Below are 20,776 nucleotides of genomic sequence, written 5' to 3'. Positions count from 1 at the left end.
CAGGAAAACGATTGCCTGAATGACTCTCCCCAGCTAAGCTTGCCGACATTCGACCCGTTGCGGCAGGCTGACTGCCGCCGGAACGGTGATGAAGACCTTTCCGATCCGCCCGATGTCCCGAGCCACACGCAATTCGGCTCGTCTGCGAATACCCCGCCTGGCCCTTTCGTGTCCTGGGCCTACCCCAAGCGGCAGGCGAAATGTCCACGCCAGAACTGCACCACATCACTCTCATTACTTATCGATCCAGGAGGACCGATGAAGCATCCTCAAACTGTAAGGCGGTGGGCCCGCGTGCTTGCGCTTGGCGCCGCCGTCGCCCTCATTGCGCCGGCCGGAGGCATCCCCGTCTTTGGTGGCGTGGCCCCGGCCGTTGCGGATTCCGGGCAGGAGGTGACCATTACCGAAAGCGTGGACGCGAGTGGCTTCGTCCACCCTGGAATTGGCGTGAGCGCCGATAGCCTTCGCAACGCCCGCTCCATGGTTAAGGCTGGCACGGAACCGTGGAAGAGCTACTACGCTGCCATGGCGGAGACGTCATTCGCAGCGCGCGATTTCCGCTCCTCAAATTCCAGCAGCATCATTGACCAGCCGGGCACCACTGCCTTCAACTCCCAAGGCGTACAGAGCAAACTCATCCGGGACGCGTTCGGGGCCTACACGCAGGCCACCCTCTACGTCATTACCGGCGATCCGGTGTACCGCGAAAACGGTATGCGGATTATCCGCACGTGGAGCAATATGGACCCCTCGAAGTACGTCTACTATCCGGATGCGCACATCCACTCCGGCGTTCCGCTGTACAGGCTTGTCGCGGCAGCCGAGATTTTCCGATCCACCAGTGTTCCGGACGGCTACACGGCCTATGACCTGGGCTGGCATGACCAGGACACGAGCAAACTCAGCAGCAATCTCATCGTGCCGATGACGGAAACTTTCCTGCACACGAACTGGCGCTACCTGAATCAACACACCTATCCCTTGGTCGGTTCCATCGCGGGATACATCTTCACTGGGAACCGGGATCGCTATTCCGAGGCTGTCGAGTGGTACACGGTCAACGCTTCCACGTCCCGTCCGGAGCAGAACGGTTCCATCGCAGCCCAGTTCCCCCTCATATCGGCCGACGATCCCCTGAATCCCTATGGCTATTCCTTCGTTCAGCACCAGGAGATGGGCCGCGACCAAGCCCACGCCTGGGACGGCATCAACACCACAGGGGCAATCGCGCGCTTCCTGACAATCCAGGGCACGAAAGTGGATCCGTCTGCCGGCACAGTCTCCAACGCTCCCAATGCCGTCTCGCCCTATAAATTCCTTGGTAACCGCCTGCTCATGGCCGCGAACGCTTTCACTGGTTATATGCTCGGCTACGACACTCCATGGATCGATACCACCGGCGGACCGGGCCGAATCTCGGAGGCATACCGCGGCCGCATGTACAACCCCATTGATGAGCTCTACAACGTCTACAAGTACCAGCTTGGCGTGGATGTTGAACGTGAGGCGCCCTATGTCGCCGAGCTGCACGCCAAGGCGGACGGGCCAAAGTTCTTCTGGGGCGTCGGCGCCTACAACTCCTGGGAAAGCAACCCCGATTACAGCCCCGAGTTCTGGCTGTCCCTGCCGCCATCAGTGGCCGGTCAGGCCCGACCCGTAGCCACGGATGCCAAGGTACAGATGGAGACGCGAAGCTCGGCAACGGATGGTAAGAAGCTTAAGGTCGTGAGCGAAGACGGACGAACTTTTGTTCAGGTCAACGCGACAGGCAAGGGCCGCACTATCGCGGTGCGGACCCTTATGTACGTGGGCCGAAGCGGATACAGTCCCGTGGGTGTCCAGTTCCGAACCAACGGGCCGGCGACCCTGGCCATCGGTAAGGACCCGGCAAACCGGTTATCCGTCCCTCTTCCTGATACCCACGGTCAGTGGCGTTACGTTACCTATGACGTTGACGCCGAGAAGTTAACGGGCGTGAGCCTTGGTGGCGAAAACCTGGCCTACTTCACGGTTATGAGCCCAGGGGAGGATACACAAGTCGACTTTGACTATGTGAACCTCGAGGCCAAGACACAATTGACTGTCCCGCAGTTTCCCGAGGACACCACCACTCCCCTCATCGGCCTGGCGGGAGCAGAACTCTCACACTCGCTCGCTGCAACAGACGCCGGCGGCGATGCACTCCAATACTCCGCCGTCAGTCTGCCGTCGGGCGCGCGGCTGGATCCCGCAACAGGCCAACTCACATGGGCCGCACCAACCACAGCAGTTGGCGAACACACGTTCCAGGTCACTGCAGATGACGGAACGTCCGTCGCGACGCGTCCGGCAAAAGTGATCATTGCAGCGAACCGGCAGGCCGCCGTCGACACCGCGTTAGCGGGTTTCGATCCGAATGCCGTTTATGAAACGCCGTCCTTTGCAGCCTTTGAAAAGGTTCGGGCCGAGGTCCGCTCCGCCACGGACGCGACCGACGACGCCGGCTTCCTCGATCAGCTCGTTCGTCTCCAGGACGCGGTCAAGGCACTCAAACTCCTGACTCCCCGGCTGGCGAGCGACGGATCCATCGACTACCGCGGACTGGTCACCACCGACCCGGCAACCGTTCAGCCCAGGAACCTGTTGGACGGAAGCTTCGACACCACCACTGGAGACCTGCGCGCACCGTTCACCGTCGACTTCGGACAAGGCTTCCAGGTTTCAGCGAAATCGTTCGGCCTCCAGGCCCGGTACAACTTCGCCAATCGTTCCCAAGGGGCAAACGTCTACGGTTCCCGCGACGGACGAACCTGGACCCTGTTGACCGAACGTGAAACCACCGACACAACGGCCAGTGGTTTTGCCATGGAAACCATCCCCGTGCGCGCCGACGCCGCGGGCCAGACGTTCCGCTACTTCAAAGTCCAAGTGGACCACCCCGGCGTGGCTACTGATCCCGCATACCCCGGCATCTCTTCCTTCGGCGAGTTCCATATCCAAGGGGAACGGCACGAGATGGCAATGGCTGTTTCCTCCCTGTCCATCTCCACCTCCAACCCGGACAAGAGTCTGGCGACCAACGGTGACACGGTGACGTTCAACGCCGTCGCAAATGAGCCGCTGTCCGAACTGAAGGTCGTCGTCGAGGGACAAGCTGCGATCGCCACATCTGCCGACGGGATCAACTGGAAGGCCACCGCGCAACTGCCCAACGACGTCGGATACGGGCGTGACGTACAGTTCACCGTGGACTATCAGACTGCCTCCGGTAAGACCGGGACGACAATCACCGCCACCACCGATAACAGCCGGCTTGCCCTGTGGAACACCGCGATACAACGGGTACCGGTGGTTCAAGGCTGGGTGAACGCCTCCACCCGGGCATGGCCCGGAACAGGCACCACGCAAGAGAACGCCTGGAAGATGTTCGACCACAACACCACCACGTACACGGACACCACGACGGCGAATGGCTGGGTGACGGTAAAGCCGACCGATGCGACGCGCATTACCGCCGACATCGTCCGCGTGTACCCGCGAGCCGGCTTTGTGACCCGCGGAAATGGAACTGTTGTCCAGGGATCCAACGATGGCGGCGCCACATGGCAGACATTCCTGACGATCACTGGCATGTCTGCGGCCGACTGGTACGCCTTCAGCCTTCCCCAACGGGTTGACTACGCCCAGGTCAGGGTGCTCGATGAACACGGTGGCAACACCAACCTCGCAGAAGTGGAGTTCCTTCACCACGAGTAGCTAAGCAGTCCCTTGGTTTACACTGAAGCCATACCAGATCATCAGGTTGCTTAGTGTCGGTGGCGGGGAGGAACGCATGGGCGCATGTCGAAGCTACGGTTGCCTGGCCCAGTCTCTTAAGCTGGTCCGCATGCGCAGAATATTCCCCGCCACTGTCGCCACCCTTCTCCTTCTGACTGCAACAGGCTGCGCCGTAGACACTGCAGGCGCAACCAAGGTCGCGGAGGATTTCCATCGTGCAGTGGACGCCTCAAACTGGGCTGCTGCATGCGATTTGCTCCAGCCAACGATCCGGGAAAAGTCAGAAGAGAAGGATGGCGACGACTGCCAGACCCACTTGGCGTCCGTACATCTTCGAGTCCCCGGCCACGTGGTCAAAACCGAAGCCTATGGCCGGGAAGCATTGGTGGAGTTCGAGGGAGATGCGGTTTTCGTGGCTGTTTCCGGCTCAACTTGGCGTGTGACTGCTGCCGGTTGTACGCCGAGGGAGGAAATCCCCTATTCCTGTGAAGTAGGAGGCAGATAGCAATGCGTGTGGTATTTACTCTCTATCTCATTCTCATCTTCGGCGGGCTTGCCTACATGGTCGCCGTTGGACTGGTTCACGGATAGGGGGCGACGTGAAAACAGCTTTGAGGAACAACGGACTGAGTCTATTTTTCGGTCTGATCTTCATTCTGGCCTTGGCAGGTCAAGCCATTACTGGACAGGCCGTTTTCAACGAAGGTCAACTCACCGCCGGCCTTGATGAAATCAGTTTCACCCAATACATCACTTCTTCCAGCTTCGCCGTTGACGTGTCAGAAAACTGGCAGTCGGAGTACCTGCAGTTTCTCCTTTACATCACAGCCACCATCTGGCTGCTTCAGAAGGGCTCGCCGGAATCAAAAGAGCTGGACAAACCCGGCCTGGAATCTGACCAAGAACAACTCGTTGGCGAGCATGCCAATGCCAAGTCCCCCGCATGGGCCAAGGCCAAAGGTTGGCGCCTCACCGTTTTCTCAAACTCACTTGCTGGAACCATGGGATTGATTTTTATCCTGTCGTGGCTGGTCCAGTCCATCGCAGGTCATATCGCCTTCAACGAAGAGCAACTGCGCAACTTCCAAGAGCCCCTTCCATGGGCCGAATACCTGGTGTCCCCTGACTTTTGGAACCGTACCCTGCAGAACTGGCAGTCGGAGTTCCTTGCGGTCGGATCCATGGTGGTCCTGTCGATTTACCTTCGCCAACGCGGATCCCCGGAGTCCAAGCCCGTCGGCTCGGCTCATGATGACACCGGAACCACGGGCTGACCAATCCGGGTGTACCTTGTGATGGGCTTTACGCCATGCCGCGCAGCGCGGTCCGGATTGAGTGGCTAAAGGCGGGCATCATGTCAAAGCTGGGATCGATGAGCCACTGAAGCTGGGTCCCGTCCCAGCTGGCCACGATGGAGGCAGCGGCGAGTTCAGCGTTGCAGCTTGTATCGATGAGTCCTTTGGCTTGATCCTCGCGAATGTGAGCAGCGAAAGCCTGGCGGAGGTTTATATAGCGGGTTGTGAACCAGTCGTGCGCGGGGTGCCCCGGTGATGATGCCTCTGCACTGAGGACGGCCAGGAGGCGGAGCAACTGGGGATGCCCGAGGTTATATTCCGCCAGCCAAAGGATCGCCTCGAGGAGACCGTCGGCAAGTCGACGGCGTTCGAACTCGCTGGCGGCTAACTGGTCCGCGTGTTCAAGCACGGCTTCGAGGAGCAGTTCCTTGCTCGGAAAATGGTGCATCAAGCCTGTGAAGCTTAACGAAAGGGCCTTTGCGATTTCCCGGAGAGAGCCACCGGTGTAACCGCGGGTGGCGAACTCGACGGTGGCGGCTTCGATGATTTGCCGCCGGCGGGCTTCCGTTTTCGCGTAGGTGCCTCGCGTAGCTCTTCTGGGGGTTGGCGTAGCGGAAGTAGTCACGTGGCAATGCTACGCGGACCGGGGGGTCAACCAGGTGGCCGACCCCCCGTCTATCGTCATCGGACGCGGCGAATCGGAACCAGTACCACCGCTGCCAGGATTGCAAGCGCTACCGCCATTCCGAACACGAGTTGGAATCCTGCGATCGATACGACTACCCCTGCCACGATAGGGGCAATGATCTGGGGTCCAGTATTGGCAATGTTCAGGATGCCCATGTCCTTGCCTTGATTCTCGGCGTCCGGGAGAACTTCAGCGAGCAGCGCCTGGTCAACGGCGATATACATTCCGTAGGCGAAACCACCGACAGCGAGGAACAGGTAGAAGGCACTAAGGTCGGCGGCAAAAACAAGTGGAAGTTCGGCTGCAGCGAAAACCAAGGAAGCGACGATCACGATTGGTTTGCGCCGCTTGATCCTATCCGAGAGCGGGCCCGAGATCAGCGTGGCGATTCCTGAAGAGATGGCCATGATCACTCCGCCGGTCCCGATCACGCCGCCCGCCTCAGCAATATCCAGTCCGATGTAGTCCGTGAGGACGAAGAGCTGGTACAGCAAGACCATCATGAACGACAGGAGAAGAAGGAAGCGGCCGATAAGGGCGAGCAGGAAATCCCTGTCCCTTGGCGGAACGAAGCCGCGCAACAGTGCGCCAAGAGACAGGGGTTCGCGTGCGACGTCGCGGTTGTCCTTCTCACGCGAGAGGAGGACAAAGATGATCATTGCCACGGCTATGAGCCACGGCAGCCAACGGAGTCCCTCCCTCGGCATCGTGATGTAAGCGCCACCAACGATCGCGCCCAGACTCTGCGCCAGCAGCTGACCGAGTCCGATGAGGGTGGAGGCCTTTCCAAGGTTCTTGGCGCTCACTCGTTCGGGCAGCACGGCGAACAGCGGAGCGAGGACGACAGCAAGCCCGATCTGAAGAACAACCCAGAGAACGACCAGGATGGCAAACTCGCTCGTGAACGACATCATCGTGGCGGCAAGGCCGAGCACGATTCCACCGCTTGCAATCCAGGGATTTCGCCGTCCGAAACGGGTACGTGTCCGATCAGACAAGGCACCGAAAACGATGGTCGCTATCATGCTGGCGATCGAACCGGCCGCTGCCAGCGTGGCATAGAGTGCAACCTTTTGATCGGGATCAATCTGGGCCATCAGGGCGGGGATAAGGGCGCCAGCAGCACTGAACGGTAGCATCCAGCCAGCATGCGCCAGGAAGAGAAGTGGCCCGAGGCGCCCTAGTCGTGGGGTCGGCACGGCGTCCTGAGACTGGCCTGGGGCTGAGGAAGTTATTGCCATTGGGGATGCTCCTTTGCATGGGACGAAGGTCCGACAAGGAAGACGTTAGCTCAAAAACAGTGCATGCGCTACATTTTGAGAAAAGTTCCTATGCCCTGCTACTCTAAAACCGTGCACTTGCCACATTTTAACTAATGGAGGTCCGAATCGTGTCAACCGAAGTACTTGTCCAAATGGCGTTGAGTCCGACGCATGTTCCCACGCTCGAAAGATCAACTGGACGGGCACGACTCATCGTCGATGGCTCCCCCTTTCTGGTCCGAGGCGTCGAACTGCATAACTCGTCCAGTTCGTCCCCTGAAGCGTTCCGGAATGGACTGGAGTCAGCCCTCACGGTTGGCGCGAATACAGTCCTGGCACCGGTGTCGTGGGAGACCGTCGAGCCCACTGAAGGCGCCTTTGAACTGGCCCAAGTTACACACTTGATTGAGTCGGCCCGCAGTGTTGGATTGCGTTTGATCATTCTCTGGTTCGGGGCTTGGAAGAATGGGGCCTCCACCTATGCTCCTGCCTGGGTAAAGAGGGACTGGACGCGCTTTACGCGATGCGTTCTGGAGGATGGGCGTCTCACTGACACCCTTTCTCCCTTCACAGAGGAGCCATTGGATGCCACGGCGTTTGCCGCTCTGATGCGGCACGTCGAGATGATCGACGGCGAGCAGAGAACCGTCCTCATGGTGCAGGTGGAGAACGAAGTCGGCCTTCTTGGAGCTCCGCGGGATCATTCCCATCCAGCCAATGCTGCATTCACCAAACCAGTGCCGCAGCCTGTGGTTGATGCCCTGGCAAACCGGCCACGAGAAGCACTGGGCGCCAATATCGCCATGTGGCCGGAGGTGCTCCGCTCCCCAGACCGCTCGGACGAGGCGTTCATGGCGTACGGAATCGCAACCCACATCGAACGGGTGGCACATGCTGGCCGCCAGTACTCTGCACTTCCGTTGTTCGTCAATGCGTGGCTGGACAGCGATATCGACGTCGACCTTCCGGGTTTCGCTGTTGCTGGCGGCCAGCGGCCAGGCATCTATCCAAGTGGTGGGCCGCTCCCCCACGTCGCGGACATCTGGCAGGCGTGCGCGCCCTCCATCGATCTGCTGGCGCCCGATCTCTATTTCGGAGACAGCAGGACAATCTTCGGCAATTACCTTGCCGCATCCAAGGGACTGTTCATCCCGGAAATGCGGCGCGACGTTACTGGAGTCGGGCATATCTTTGAAGCCATTGGCGAATTCGGTGCCCTCGGCGTATCACCATTCGGCGTTGATTCCGGCAGTGCCGAGGATCTCCAAGCACTTGCTGACGCCTACGATCTCCTCGCCCGCGCCGATCCACTTCTTAGCGACGCCGCCCACTCCGGTGGACAACAGCACGGGTTCTTCCTTACAGATCAGCAGCCGCAGATCGACCTCGTCTTTTCGACTGTTCGAATGACTGTAACGCGCATGACTGCCATCGGAACCGACCCTATCGGCACATGCGCTTACGGGATCATCCGCCAGCTGGGATCCAATGAGTTCGCGGCGATCGGCCGCGGATTCAAAATAGCTTTCACCGTGATCGACGGAGAATCGAACATCGGCATGGAATCCGTGCAGGAAATATCCGGGGTGGCTGATGCCCGATCCGGACGTTTACTCAACGGGGATGAGACAGCAGGCGGCACTACGTGGATCCATCCACACAACGAACCAATGTCCACCGCGGTGTTCCCGATTCCCATGGGGCACATGCACACCGGCATCTCGATCTGCCGCATCTACCCGTATCCTCGGATGTCGCCCCAACTGGTTTGATTGGATGGAGCCCACCCAGTCGCGCCGCCGGGGCGGTGCTCCTCTAAACGCATCCGACAGCAATCAGGCAGGTACCAGCATGCTCGACCTCCATCGCCTCACCCTCCTCAGGGAAGTCAAGCTGCACGGCAGCATGAGTGCCGCCGCCCGTGAACTTTCCTACAGCCACTCCGCCATCTCGCAGCAGCTCGGCTTGTTGGAAAAGGAAACAGGTGTCGTCCTTCTCGAACGGGTGGGGCGCAATGTGCGGCTCACCCCGGCAGGCGAGGAACTAGTGCACAACACGGAGGCAATATTGGCGGCGATGGAACGCGCTGAGGCGGATCTTGCGACCTCCCATGAGCGGCCTCAAGGCATGGTGACCATAGCGGCATTCAGCACCATCAGCCGCAGCGTGATGCCCCTTGCGCTGGCCGAGTTGGCCCGAAATTTCCCCGGTCTCGATGTCAGGTTGCGACGCGAGGATCCCGAGCAGGCAGTCGTCCAGTTGGTCTCGCGGCAGGTCGATGCCGTGGTCAGCGATGCGTTTCCTGGAACAACAGTTGCGCCGCCCGGAGGAGTGCACACCACCGTGATCGGCCAGGACCCAATCCGCGGCTACCTTCCCCATGGCCTGGAGTTCGCTGACTTTGACGATCTAAAGGCGCTACGTTGGGTAGCAGAGCCGCCGCATACGGCCTCGTCACAATGGGCAATGCGCGTCTGCCGGGAACTGGGCATTGAACCCGTGATTGCCTACGTGTCTTCGGATCTCCTTTTCCACCTCCGCATGGTTGAGCAAGGCCTCGCCGCGGCCTTCCTTCCTGACATGGTGGTGCGTGAAGCTGGCAGTGTTTTGACGCCCAGTTCCTGGCTGCCGGCGGATCAATCACGAAGCATCCAGTTCCTGGTTCGGTCCGGCTCTGAGCGCAGCGCTTCCCTTGTCGCCGTCAGGGAAGGGATAACCCAAGTGCTGCACGCCAGCGACATGTAAGGAGCGCTTACATATACGCGTCAAAAAGGTTCGCTTTTATTTACTTTTCGTCGTAGATACATTGGCTTCAGGCAGGCCACTACTAAAGAGAGAACCGATGAGCCTCATATCCGACGTCACTACTCCCCTGATTCCGGCAGACCCCGTCAACCTCCAACACGCGGATGCCGTCATTCAATCCATCAGCCTTCCCAGCTCGGGCATCGCAGTCCACGATCCTGCGACAGGTGGGACCATAGCTCATGTCCCCGACGCCGACGTCGAGGCCGCACTGGAGGCTGTTGCGAAGGCCGACAACGCTGGAGCGGTGTGGTCCAAGAGCACCCTGCGCCAGCGCGCCAACGTCCTGCACGCCTGGTACGACAAGCTCGTGGCCCACACTGAGGATCTCGCTCACCTGATTTCGCGCGAAATGGGCAAGCCGCTGGCAGAGGCACGCGGCGAGGTCAAATACGGCACCGACTTCGTTCGCTGGTACGCCGAGGAAGCCGTGCGTCCCGCAGGGAACTTCCGCGAAACGCCGGATGGTGGTGCGAGCCTCCTGACACGCCGCTCCCCCGTCGGCCTGGCGGTACTGATCACGCCATGGAATTTCCCGTTAGCGATGGCAACCCGAAAAATCGCACCCGCCCTGGCTGCAGGATGCCCCGTAGTCATCAAGCCTGCGACCCTCACTCCACTCACGACGTACTTTGCTGTTCAACTCGCCATCGAAGCAGGGGTTCCTGAAGAACTGATCCAGGTCATCACGACCTCAAAATCAGGGGCGTTCAGCGAAGCCGTCCTGCTCGATCCCAGAGTCAGGAAGGTATCCTTCACGGGATCGACGCCGGTGGGCCGTCAGCTCCTGAAGCTCGCCTCCCAGAACGTGCTCCGCAGCTCAATGGAGCTTGGCGGCAACGCTCCGCTCATCGTCTTCAACGACGCCGATCTGCAGCGGGCAGTGGATGGAACGTTTGCCGCAAAACTCCGCAACGGCGGCCAGTCCTGCATTGGAGCCAACCGGATTTACGTCCAGGACGGAATAGCGGATGACTTTGTAGCAGCGCTCACCGAACGCTTCGCCCAGGTCGCTGTGGGAAGCGGCCTCGGACAGCAGACTGGGCTTGGCGCGCTGATCGATGACCGTGCTGTCGCTCAAATGCAGTCCTACACCGAGAACGCCGTTGCCCTGGGCGCCACACTGCTCACCGGCGGCCACGGATACGATTCCGTAGGCAACTTCTTCGCCCCGACCGTCCTGGACGGCGTTACGCAAGATTCCGACGTCGCCCAGTCCGAGATTTTCGGTCCCATCGCAGCGATACAGCGCTTCAGCTCCGAGGCCGAAGTAATCGACCGCGCCAACGCCACAGAATTCGGACTCGCCGGCTACGTCTTCACCGAGAACCTGGACCGCGCCCTTAATGTCGCCGACAGTCTCCAGACAGGGATCGTCGGCATCAACCAAGGCGTCCCATCCAACGCAGGCGCCCCCTTCGGAGGCGTCAAGCAGTCGGGTCTCGGACGCGAAGGAAGCGCCGAGGGCCTCGAAGAGTACGAGAACATCCGCTTCTACAACGTGGCGCGACGCGCCACCGCTTAGCGCGAGCCCGCTCCTGTCTATGTACCCCGTTGAGGTCGGCGCCTATTGGCRCCGGTCTCAACGCTTTGCGATAGATCGCCTTGAATCAGGTGGAAATGCACGACGCCGGCAGGTGCCTCCCGTGGCTACCTTGAGGTTAGGCCTCAGAGGTTCCGGGAGCGGAGACGTCCAGGACATCCTCCAGATGTCGGCGCAGTCGCTTGACGATTTCGGCAAGGGTGTCCAGCTCTTCGGTGCTGAGCGCGTCTATGAACAGCTCGCGTACGAGCCGAAGATGTGGAGCAGACGACGCGCGGAAAGTGCGTGCGCCGTCGTCGGTCAGTTCCACCACGGCGCCGCGACTGTCGTTACTGGACTTTTTCCTGCAGATGAGCCCCCGACTCTCCATCCGCGCCAAATGATGGGACAGCCTGCTCCGCTCCCACCCAATTCCTTCAGCCAGGGCGGAGGACCTGAGGCGATGCCCCTCCGCTTCGCTCAGCCTCAGGAGCACCGAGTAATCCCCCGGTGATACGCCGGAGGTGGCCTGGAGCCCTGCTGCCATCGCCTGCTTTACTTCCTCACTTGTCTCCACGTACTCACGCCAAATAGCAAGCTCATCGGCAGTTGGACTCCGCCTGACGCCGTTGCTGCTTTGCTTCATCACAATTTTTCCCCTCGCTTGACATGTCAACAATACCGGGTGATGATTGACGCGTCAATTAAGTAATTGACGTATCAATTAGCGAAGGGCCGTGAGCACGTGATCTTTGGTTTGGATACTTTCGGTGATATCCCCCTGGACGATGCAGGCATACCAGTGAGCCACGCCCGGGCCATCCGGCAATTAGTGGATGAGGCCGTAATCGCTGATCAGCTCGGCGTGGATGTCTTCAYCGTTGGCGAGCACCACCGCCCGGAATATTCGGTGTCGTCCCCGGAAACTGTGCTGGCCGGCATGGCCACTGTTACCTCCCGTATCCGGCTTGGATCCGGCGTCACGGTGCTCAGCTCGGACGATCCGGTGAGGGTCTTCCAGCGGTTTGCCACCGTTGATGCACTGTCCAACGGTCGTGCCGAGGTCATCCTGGGCAGAGGCTCCTTCACGGAGTCGTTCCCGCTTTTCGGCTATGACCTAAAGGACTACGACAAACTCTTTGAGGAAAAGATTGAGCTCTTCGCACAACTCCTGAAAGAGAAACCCGTCACATGGAACGGCTCCACGCGCACGCCGCTGGTTGACGCGGATGTCTATCCGAAGACCGAGCACGGGCTCAAGACCTGGGTCGGCGTCGGAGGCACACCCGCGTCCGTGGTCCGGACAGCAAAGTATGGCTTCCCTTTGATGCTCGCCATCATTGGAGGTCAGCCTGAGCGGTTCACGCCCTTCATTGATCTGTACAAGCGGGCTTCCGCAGAATTCGGCACCACAGCATGGCCTGTAGGAATGCACTCCCCCGGGTTCATAGCCGACACCGACAACGAAGCCAAAGAGATCTTCTGGCCCCACTACAAAATAGTCCGTGATCGGATCGGAGCACTCCGCGGCTGGCCCCCCGTCCGCCGCTCAGACTTTGAAGCGGAAATCGAGCACGGCTCCATGTACATCGGATCCGCGGAGACGGTGGCCAAGAAGATCGCCTGGGCAGTCGCCGCAATGGAGATTGGCCGGTTCGACCTCATCTTCACTTCCGGAGCCCAGCCGATCAGCCATCGGCTCAAAGCAGTAGAACTCTACGGCAGCAGGGTAGTTCCCATGGTCCGCGAAATCCTTGCGGATAGTGACCACCCGGCCGGTTCGTAGTCGCACTTTCCTCAAGGTCTTGGCACTGGCGTCGCAATCGCCCGCTTCGGACCTTTCGGCTTCTAATGTTTTCTTGGCCTGGCTAAGGGCCGGACATCTGCATTGGCTGCAGTTGTCCGGTCCAGGCCGACGGAACCCTTGGGCACCAACCGCCAAGCGTTGGGGGGTCATTGGCAGTTATTTGGGTTCCGCTGCATTTAGTAAAGACCAACATGCAATCTGGGTGCACGAGTAGTCAGTACTCGTCTTTCCTCCACAACCGCGGCCACGCTACCTGCTACGCTCCCGCCACCTTCCAACATCACATTCGCGGTACGTTAATCCTGCCGTCCCGGAACGTCTGCCGATAGGTTGATACCCGAGGGCCTGCGTGGGTCCGCAACAGCCGTGACCCTTACCAGGAATGGGCCTAAATGATCTCCTCATCACTGAGCAAACGAGTTCTTGCCGCTATGCAGGCGCTGTGGTTGACGGGCCCCGGCGTCATCGCTGCCCTGCTTGTGACCACTGTGGCTGCTGGCGGCGCTGCGCCTGCAGCGGCCGCAGATACCCGCCCCCTCCACCACATTGATATGGATGGAATCGTCTCCCTGATCGGAATGCCGTACGTAGGGTCAGAGCTTCGAATGGGTGCTCCAGCCGAATTCTCGGGCTGCGACAAGACTGAAGCAGCGCCTGCTGGCTACACGATCGAATGGCTCAGTAATGGAACCCCTCTTCCTCCAGAACGTCAGGTGGAACCGCTAAAAATTCTGCCTGAGGACCGCGGGAACCGACTGTCCTTCAACGTCTACGCCACGACTCCGGAAAAGCCACAATGCGGCGACTCCCTGCGGGGCGATGAGAACACCCTGCTGCACAGTAAGGAAACGGCGCCAATTGCAGCCTCCAACCGGGCCATGGGCTGGACCGGGCGGGGCAGCTTCGAGGTGTTGGGACGCACAGACGACGGGGACTTGGTCCTGTATCCACGGACCTATACCTATGGTTTGGGAGCCTGCGATGCGGGACTGTGCCCCAGCTACGAGACAGCGCACTGGGATGAGCCCAGACTTGTTGGCACCGGATGGGACATCTTCAACATCGTGTTGTCACCCGGCGATTTCGACGGCGACGGCAATAACGACATCCTCGCCCGGGACGCGAAGGGAGACCTCTACCTGTACCCCGGTGATGGCCACGGAGGCTGGCTGGACAGAACCGTCGTCGGCACGGGCTGGAACATATTCGACACGATCGTGGGCGCCGGCGACTTCGACGGAGACTCCATCAACGACGTGCTCGCCCGCGACGCCAAAGGCGACCTCCACCTATACCCCGGCGATGGCGACGGTGGCTGGAAGCGACCACAGGTTGTGGGTACCGGGTGGCAGGTCTTTGACAAGATCATTGCCCCCGGCGACTTAAGCGGCGACGGTAATGTCGACATCCTCGGACGTGATTACAGCGGCTATATGCACGAATACCGCTCCGATGGCCAAGGAGGTTGGGAAGGCGCAGGGACCTGGGGCCCTGGCTGGGACGCGATGTCCGAGATCATCGGCGTCGGCAGCTATACACACAACCTGGGCGAGGCTATACATTGGGGGCACACCGTGACCCGAAACGACACCATCGCCATCAACCCGGACGGTGACCTGCTCAAGTACAGCGGGTTCGTTCCCACCAACGAAACCATTGGCACCGGGTGGGACATTTTTCGATCACTCATCTGACCGTGACCTTCCAACACTGGCCAACGGTCATCCGAAGAGCATCCAAGGGAGACTGACGCATGCGCACGCATTTGACGCACTGGGGAGCCTTCGAAGCCGAAAGTGACGGGAAATCTTTGCTGTCTGTCAGACCTTGGTCCCAAGACCCCGACCCCCGTGACCTCTTGGACAACATGGCGTCCGCACAACACCACCCGACTCGTATACTGCGCCCTGCCATTCGTGCTGGCTGGCTGGAACATGGACCCGGAAGCGGGTCTGGCCGGGGAAATGAACCCTTTGTTGAAGTTTCCTGGGATCGTGCAATTGAGTTGGCCAGCGCAGAACTGGGGCGGGTCTACTCCGAAAAAGGCCCTTCCGCTGTGTATGGATGTTCATATGGCTGGGCCAGCGCCGGCAGGTTTCATCACGCGCAAAGTCAGATCCACCGATTCTTGAACGGGTTGGGGGGCTATGTTTCCGGCGTAACAGACTACAGCTACGGCGCCTCTGGTGTGCTTCTGCCGCACGTCATCGGTGCTTCGCCCAACCAGGTCATGGCTGGCGCAACCTCATGGGAAGTAGTAAGTGAGAAGACAGAGCTCTTCGTTGCCTTCGGGGGAATTTCCGAGAAGAACAGCGGAATTGCTCCTGGCGGAGTCGGACGCCATGTTGCAAGGGCCGCAATCCGGAAAGCAGTAGCTCGGGGCTGCCGCTTCATTGACGTGACGCCGATAAGCGACGACACGTACAAGGAAGCCGGTGCCGAGTGGATCGCGCCGATACCTGGAAGCGACGCCGCCCTGATGCTGGCCCTTGCGTATGTACTGGACAATGAAAAACTCGCCGACGAGAAGTTCCTCGCCCGGTATTGTGTCGGTCTTGATGAATTCCTGCCCTACATTCGGGGGGATGTTGACGGTGAACCAAAAAATCCGAGCTGGGCTGAAAAGCTGACGAGGGTTCCGGCGATTCGAATTACCCAACTCGCACGTGACATGGCTGCATCACGAACCATGATCAATCTGAGTTGGTCCATGCAGCGGCAACAGCACGGTGAGCAGCCAATATGGCTCGGGGTGACCCTCGCCGCGATGCTTGGACAGATCGGGTTGCCTGGCGGAGGGTTCCAGCACGGTTACGGTTCCTCCGCAGATGTAGGACTACCTTTGGGTGTCTCCAGTGCGCCTTCATTTCCCCAAGGACGCAATCCCGAGACTTCATATATACCTGTGGCCCGGATAGCCGACATGCTGCTCAATCCAGGAAGCCAGATAGATTTCAATGGCAAGCAAATCACCCTGCCAGAGATCGAGTTGATTTACTGGGCCGGCGGTAACCCGTTCCATCATCATCAGGACTTGGCACGATTCCGGAAGGCATGGGCCCAACCAGCTACTGTCATCGTGAATGAACAGTTCTGGACCAGTACAGCACGCCATGCCGACATCGTGCTTCCAGCAACCATGTCGATCGAGCGAAACGACTATGGAGCGGGCCGAAATGACCCTTCGTATTTCCCGATGCATGCACTGACTGAACCTGCCGGCATCGCCCGCGATGACTATGATATTTTCGCCGCAATAGCAGCAAAGCTTGGAACAGTTGACGCGTTCACGGAGAAACGCGACACGATGGGTTGGCTCCGCCACCTGTACGGACAATGGAGCAGCAAGCTCAGCGAACGAGGCGTCGAAGTCGTTGATTTCGACACATTCTGGGAATCAGAAAAGATCGAGATCCCCGTCATTGAACCTAGCCAGGTTTTGCTCTCGGACTACCGTCGGCATCCCGGGAAGTACCCGCTCGGAACACCGAGTGGAAAGATCGAAATATTCTCCTCGACAATTGCCGGTTTTGGCTATGCCGATTGCCCGGGCCACCCCGTGTGGATCGAACCTGACGAATGGCTTGGCTCGTCAAGCGACTATCCCCTGCACCTCATTGCCAACCAGCCAAAGACAAAACTTCACAGCCAACTCGATGTCGGGGCCACAAGCCAGAAATCCAAGATCCAGGGGCGAGAGCCCGTCAGAATGAACCCGGATGACGCGGCAGCCCGCGGTCTTGAAAACGGACAGGTTGTTCTCGTGCGGAATGACCGGGGAAGTTGTTTGGCGGGTTTGACTATCAGTCCTTCTCTGCGGCGGGGTGTTGTTCAGCTTTCGGCCGGAGCTTGGTACGATCCGGCGCCGAATGACCCCTCCTTTTGCAGGCACGGGAATGCCAATGTCCTGACAGCAGACAGGCCGTCCTCAAGCCTGTCACAGGCCACGACGGCGCAACACGCGCTCGTCGAGGTGGAAGCCTGGTCGGCCGAAATCCCTGACCTCACGGTGACAATCCCGCCCGTTTTGATCCCAGAGCGTTAGCATATCCATCTGACGCGGAGCATTCCCCGGCCAGGAAAGCCGGGCCAGCAACGGCAACGCCGGAGACCCTTGGGTCTCCGGCGTTGTCATTCCGACATGCAGTGCTTAGTTTTGGGTAATCGTTACAGGCAGACCGGTGCCAGCCGCGTTGCAAATGGTCCGATCGCGTCCGGAGGCGTCGACTGCCCTGGCCTGACCAAGGACACCAGCGGCTATAGGGCCAACGTCGACACCGCAGATGTTGGCCGCGATGCCAACCACTGCTGCCACATCGACGTCGTTCAAGACGTTCACATCCCCGACATTGACGTTAACCAAGCCGTCTTGGAACGTGGTGTTCCTGACTGCTTGGGATGGGACAGCTACAGCTCCAATGAGAAAAAGCGATCCGACTGCTGCTGTGGTGATTCTGCGCATGATGGACATTTTTGTACTCCCTGGACTCGTCCGTTCTTTCCCCAAGTCATCCCCAGAAGCTGGAATACCCACAGGTATGCCAACAGTGTCACGTGGAAAGACGGACATCGTGGTTTTCTTAGGTTCCGCCGGTTGCGGTAGAGAGGAGCGGGGGCCGGTTCGTCGGACCACATTGCCCGACATGCCACTGTCACTGGCCTTTGAAGAAGAATCCCATACCAACCCCAATATTGCTCTTCTGTTTTCGAGCCTAAAGGTAAGTATGCTTAGTGTCAACAATTTGAGGCGACTTTAGTAAGTATGCTTATAAATTGTGGTGCTAGCTTAAAGCAGAAACCCCCTCTCGCGAGGGGGTTTGCCGGGCATGAAGGTAGACCCGAAGTGGGTTCCAAGCCTCCAAGCAGCGGGAAATCAGGGAAGTTTCGGTTCAGGCACCTGGAAGACCCTAGGCATCGATCACCATATCGGTCCGCGCTGTGGAGCAGCAGGGCAGGAACTTGCCTGCATCGATTTCCCTAGCCCGGATCCCGCCCTGGTGGTTCATTTCCACTTCACCGGAAAGCTTGACGACCTTGCACGAGCCGCACATGCCTTCCTTGCAGTTCGCCCCGATCCTGACGCCCGCACGCTGGGCGGCCCCCAGGATGTGTTCGGTCGGGTCGATGCGCACATTGATTCCGGTGCGCATGAAGGACAGGGTGAGGCTTCCCGTTCCGACTGTGTCGAAGCTTGAAGCATCCGGGGACGCGGCCTGCGGCACCGCGTCCGAACCGCCGTCGAGCGCTTCCGCACTAGGTGCATCCGGATCGATGGTTTCCAGCGGCAGTCCCCCGGCCTGCAGGGTTCCCTCGGCGTCGTAGCCTGGCTCATAGAGCCCGAACGCCGTGGGCTGGCTTTCGTAGTAGTCCTCCGCGGAATCGGCGATTTCCTCCGCGATTTCCTCGGCAATGTCCGCCGCCAGCGCGAGTTCCGCCTGGTACTCAAGGATGGTCTGGCGGTCTCCCGAAAAGAATTCCATGTAGATGGAGGTGTCGTCGACGCCGACCTTCCCCAGGAGCTCCGTTGCGGTGTTCAGGTAACCCTCTGGACCGCAGGCATAGACTTGGCGGCCGTTGGCGTCGGGGGCCACTTCGTCCAACATGGCCGCCGTCAGCCTTCCGGTGAGCCCTTCCCACCCCTCCGGCTTGCTGCGGTCGCCAAGGGAGTAGAAGACCTTGACCCGCGAATCCACGGAGGCGATGTAGGCCAACTCCTTGTGGAACGCAAAGCCTCCAGCCTCCGCGCCGTGATAGAGCACGATGACGTCGGCGTGGCCGGGCAGGGAGTGGATGGTCCTCACCATGGACATGATGGGCGTGATCCCTGCGCCGGCAGCCAACAAGAGGTAGCGTGCCCGGCGGTCGGCATCGGGCAGGTGAAATGCCCCAACCGGGCCGAGCATGTCCAGGACGGTGCCGGCTTTGATGTTCTCGTGCACCCAAGGAGAGACAAGGCCCGTGGCGTCGCGTTTGACTGTGATGTTAAAGGTCCACGGCTGAGTTGGCGAACTGGACAGTGAGTAGCTCCGGTCCACCGGATCCTGGTCCTCGCCGTTCACGGGAAAGGCGATGTTCACGTACTGCCCCGCACGGAACGCCAGCGGCGCACCGTCGCTGCGGCGGAACACGAAGGTCATCATGCCGCCCACCTCGGGAACCACCTCGACACACTCGGCCATGAACTCCTGGGGATGCCAAGGGCCCAGTGCGCGGGCAGCGCTGGCGGGTCCCTCGGTGCTACCCATCACCCGGTTCCAAGGCATCTCAAGGCCGCGAATGCGCTGCGGTTCCTGGACTGCCGTCTCAGTGAGGAGTTCAATCATGCCAGGTGCTCCTGGACACGCTGCACGTACCAGTTAATGAATGCCTCCACCTGGTACTCACTCTTCATGTACGGGCCGGGCTCGTAGGCGGGGCTGCCGGCGCCCGTCTGGCACAGCTCCACGAACGCCTTGTCCTGCAGATTGGTCTGCTTCCAGGTGTAGGTGAGCTTCTCCAGGTCGTAATCGACACCTTCCACGGCGTCGTCGGCTACCAGCCACGTGGTGCGGACCAAGGACTGGTGCTCGTTGATGGGGAAGACCCCGAATGTGATGACGTGGTCGCTCTGGAAGTGGAACCAGCTGTTGGGCTGCAGGTGCATAGAGCAGCGGCCAAGCCGGAAGTCCGGCAAATCGCCGAGCAGCTTCTTGGAGAGCCTGTGCCCATCGGGCGAGAACGATTCGCCGTCGCCGTCCAACGATTCCCGTGAGATACGGATTCCAGCAATTCGGGTGTCGAGCTCTTCCACCACCTCGTAGGGAAGGCCATAGCGGCGGCAACGCTCCTCGAGCGATGCCTGTGCTTCCTTGTTGCGGTCCCAGACCTCTTCAAGGTGGGCCGGGATCAAGCCCTCCGTCAGGCCCCAGGTGGGGAAGAGGGAACAGGCGAGCTCCGGGTGGCCGTCGCAGTGGTAGCACTCACGGTTGTTTTCCATGACGAGTTTCCAGTTGCCCTCCTCGACGATGTTCTGCTGGTAGGCAACTTTCGTCTTGGACAGATCGTGAGGTGCGAGGTAAGGCTCGAAGATCTTGGAGGTCTCGTCAAAGTCGGTGGGCGGTTCGTCCGCAATGCAGACGAAGATCAGTCCGGCAACCACGCGGCTGTGGGCGCGCTTGAGGCCGAAGCACCCCTTGTCGAACTTCGTCTCCCCCGGCGCCGAGGCATGGATCAGGTTGCCCTCCGGGGAGTATGTCCAGGAGTGGTAGCCGCAGACCAGGTTGCCTGTTGATCCGGCGGGCTCAGTCAAGACGCGGGCGCCGCGGTGGCGGCAGACGTTGTGCAGTACGTTCACGCCGCCGTCGTCATTGCGCAGCACGATCAGGGAGTAGGGACCATAGTCGACGGTGACGTAGTCGCCCGGCTCCGGAAGTTCCGCGATGCTGGCGGCAAAGATCCAGTGCTGGCCAAAAATGGCTTCCATGTCGATCTTGAAGATCGTGGCATCGGTGTAGAAAGGCGCATCGAGGGAATACCCCTTGCGCCGGAACTCGAACAACTCGTTGATCTCTGCCAGCTGCTCTGCAGGCAAAGATGAAGCGAGTTTTCCGCGTGAATTGAGGGGCAAGACTGGAGCAGACATGTGTTTCCTCCCGGGAGGCC

General features: G+C 59.9%; 15 protein-coding genes. 9 read left to right on the top strand and 6 right to left on the bottom strand.

Annotated elements, in window-relative coordinates; all coding sequences use genetic code 11:
- Nucleotides 1-258 precede the first annotated feature (258 nt).
- From AC1DCM_RS03045 to AC1DCM_RS03035, 3 genes are all read left to right on the top strand, one after another.
- Nucleotides 259-3,735: a putative Ig domain-containing protein gene (locus AC1DCM_RS03045; protein WP_477517232.1), complete on the top strand. Its 3,477-nt coding sequence runs from the start codon at nucleotides 259-261 to the stop codon at nucleotides 3,733-3,735.
- A 130-nt stretch (nucleotides 3,736-3,865) separates the two neighbouring features.
- Nucleotides 3,866-4,261: a hypothetical protein gene (locus tag AC1DCM_RS03040; RefSeq protein ID WP_477517231.1), complete on the top strand. Its 396-nt coding sequence runs from the start codon at nucleotides 3,866-3,868 to the stop codon at nucleotides 4,259-4,261.
- Between the two features lie 94 nt (nucleotides 4,262-4,355).
- Entirely contained in the window at nucleotides 4,356-5,030 is a 675-nt protein-coding gene (locus AC1DCM_RS03035) for a DUF6766 family protein (protein ID WP_477517230.1), read from the top strand.
- A 28-nt stretch (nucleotides 5,031-5,058) separates the two neighbouring features.
- Here the strand turns inward: AC1DCM_RS03035 and AC1DCM_RS03030 are convergent, their stop codons facing one another.
- Together AC1DCM_RS03030 and AC1DCM_RS03025 are read right to left on the bottom strand one after the other, a co-directional pair.
- Nucleotides 5,059-5,676, bottom strand: coding sequence for a TetR/AcrR family transcriptional regulator (locus AC1DCM_RS03030; protein WP_477517229.1), 618 nt, complete (start codon nucleotides 5,674-5,676; stop codon nucleotides 5,059-5,061).
- Nucleotides 5,677-5,732: 56 nt separating this feature from the next.
- Nucleotides 5,733-6,980 (bottom strand): MFS transporter, encoded by a 1,248-nt coding sequence (locus AC1DCM_RS03025; protein WP_477517228.1) that lies wholly within the window; start codon nucleotides 6,978-6,980, stop codon nucleotides 5,733-5,735.
- Between the two features lie 149 nt (nucleotides 6,981-7,129).
- Here AC1DCM_RS03025 and AC1DCM_RS03020 point away from each other — a divergent pair, with 149 nt between their 5' ends.
- The 3 genes from AC1DCM_RS03020 to AC1DCM_RS03010 all read left to right on the top strand — a co-directional run bounded on the left by AC1DCM_RS03020 (nucleotide 7,130) and on the right by AC1DCM_RS03010 (nucleotide 11,331).
- The gene (locus AC1DCM_RS03020; protein WP_477517227.1) at nucleotides 7,130-8,773 is read left to right on the top strand and encodes a DUF5597 domain-containing protein; all 1,644 of its coding nucleotides are present in this window, start codon (nucleotides 7,130-7,132) and stop codon (nucleotides 8,771-8,773) included.
- 79 nt (nucleotides 8,774-8,852) lie between these two features.
- A complete protein-coding gene (locus AC1DCM_RS03015; protein ID WP_477517226.1) occupies nucleotides 8,853-9,746 on the top strand; it encodes a LysR family transcriptional regulator in 894 nt (297 codons plus the stop codon).
- A gap of 97 nt (nucleotides 9,747-9,843) precedes the next feature.
- On the top strand, nucleotides 9,844-11,331 hold the full coding sequence (locus AC1DCM_RS03010) for an NAD-dependent succinate-semialdehyde dehydrogenase (RefSeq protein ID WP_477517225.1): 1,488 nt from the start codon (nucleotides 9,844-9,846) through the stop codon (nucleotides 11,329-11,331).
- 136 nt (nucleotides 11,332-11,467) lie between these two features.
- Here AC1DCM_RS03010 and AC1DCM_RS03005 read toward each other — a convergent pair whose 3' ends face one another.
- Nucleotides 11,468-11,974, bottom strand: a complete 507-nt coding sequence (locus AC1DCM_RS03005; protein ID WP_477517224.1) for a MarR family winged helix-turn-helix transcriptional regulator — start codon at nucleotides 11,972-11,974, stop codon at nucleotides 11,468-11,470.
- Between the two features lie 66 nt (nucleotides 11,975-12,040).
- Here AC1DCM_RS03005 and AC1DCM_RS03000 point away from each other — a divergent pair, with 66 nt between their 5' ends.
- The 3 genes from AC1DCM_RS03000 (at nucleotide 12,041) to AC1DCM_RS02990 (ending at nucleotide 17,180) form a co-directional block, all read left to right on the top strand.
- On the top strand, nucleotides 12,041-13,114 hold the full coding sequence (locus AC1DCM_RS03000) for an LLM class flavin-dependent oxidoreductase (RefSeq protein WP_477517223.1): 1,074 nt from the start codon (nucleotides 12,041-12,043) through the stop codon (nucleotides 13,112-13,114).
- Nucleotides 13,115-13,527: 413 nt separating this feature from the next.
- The gene (locus AC1DCM_RS02995) at nucleotides 13,528-14,829 is read left to right on the top strand and encodes an FG-GAP repeat domain-containing protein (protein WP_477517222.1); all 1,302 of its coding nucleotides are present in this window, start codon (nucleotides 13,528-13,530) and stop codon (nucleotides 14,827-14,829) included.
- A 59-nt stretch (nucleotides 14,830-14,888) separates the two neighbouring features.
- On the top strand, nucleotides 14,889-17,180 hold the full coding sequence (locus tag AC1DCM_RS02990; RefSeq protein ID WP_477517221.1) for a molybdopterin-dependent oxidoreductase: 2,292 nt from the start codon (nucleotides 14,889-14,891) through the stop codon (nucleotides 17,178-17,180).
- A 105-nt stretch (nucleotides 17,181-17,285) separates the two neighbouring features.
- Here AC1DCM_RS02990 and AC1DCM_RS02985 read toward each other — a convergent pair whose 3' ends face one another.
- The 3 genes from AC1DCM_RS02985 to AC1DCM_RS02975 all read right to left on the bottom strand — a co-directional run bounded on the left by AC1DCM_RS02985 (nucleotide 17,286) and on the right by AC1DCM_RS02975 (nucleotide 20,756).
- A complete protein-coding gene (locus AC1DCM_RS02985) occupies nucleotides 17,286-17,606 on the bottom strand; it encodes a hypothetical protein (protein ID WP_477517220.1) in 321 nt (106 codons plus the stop codon).
- 436 nt (nucleotides 17,607-18,042) lie between these two features.
- Nucleotides 18,043-19,458, bottom strand: coding sequence for a ferredoxin reductase (locus AC1DCM_RS02980; RefSeq protein WP_477517219.1), 1,416 nt, complete (start codon nucleotides 19,456-19,458; stop codon nucleotides 18,043-18,045).
- Complete coding sequence (locus tag AC1DCM_RS02975; protein ID WP_477517218.1) at nucleotides 19,455-20,756, bottom strand: aromatic ring-hydroxylating oxygenase subunit alpha; 1,302 nt, start codon at nucleotides 20,754-20,756, stop codon at nucleotides 19,455-19,457. Before AC1DCM_RS02975 ends, AC1DCM_RS02980 begins: the two co-directional genes overlap by 4 nt.
- Nucleotides 20,757-20,776: the final 20 nt, after the last annotated feature.

This window comes from Paenarthrobacter sp. 10N417, assembly GCF_056394745.1.
This window is presented reverse-complemented; position numbering and strand designations above follow the sequence as displayed.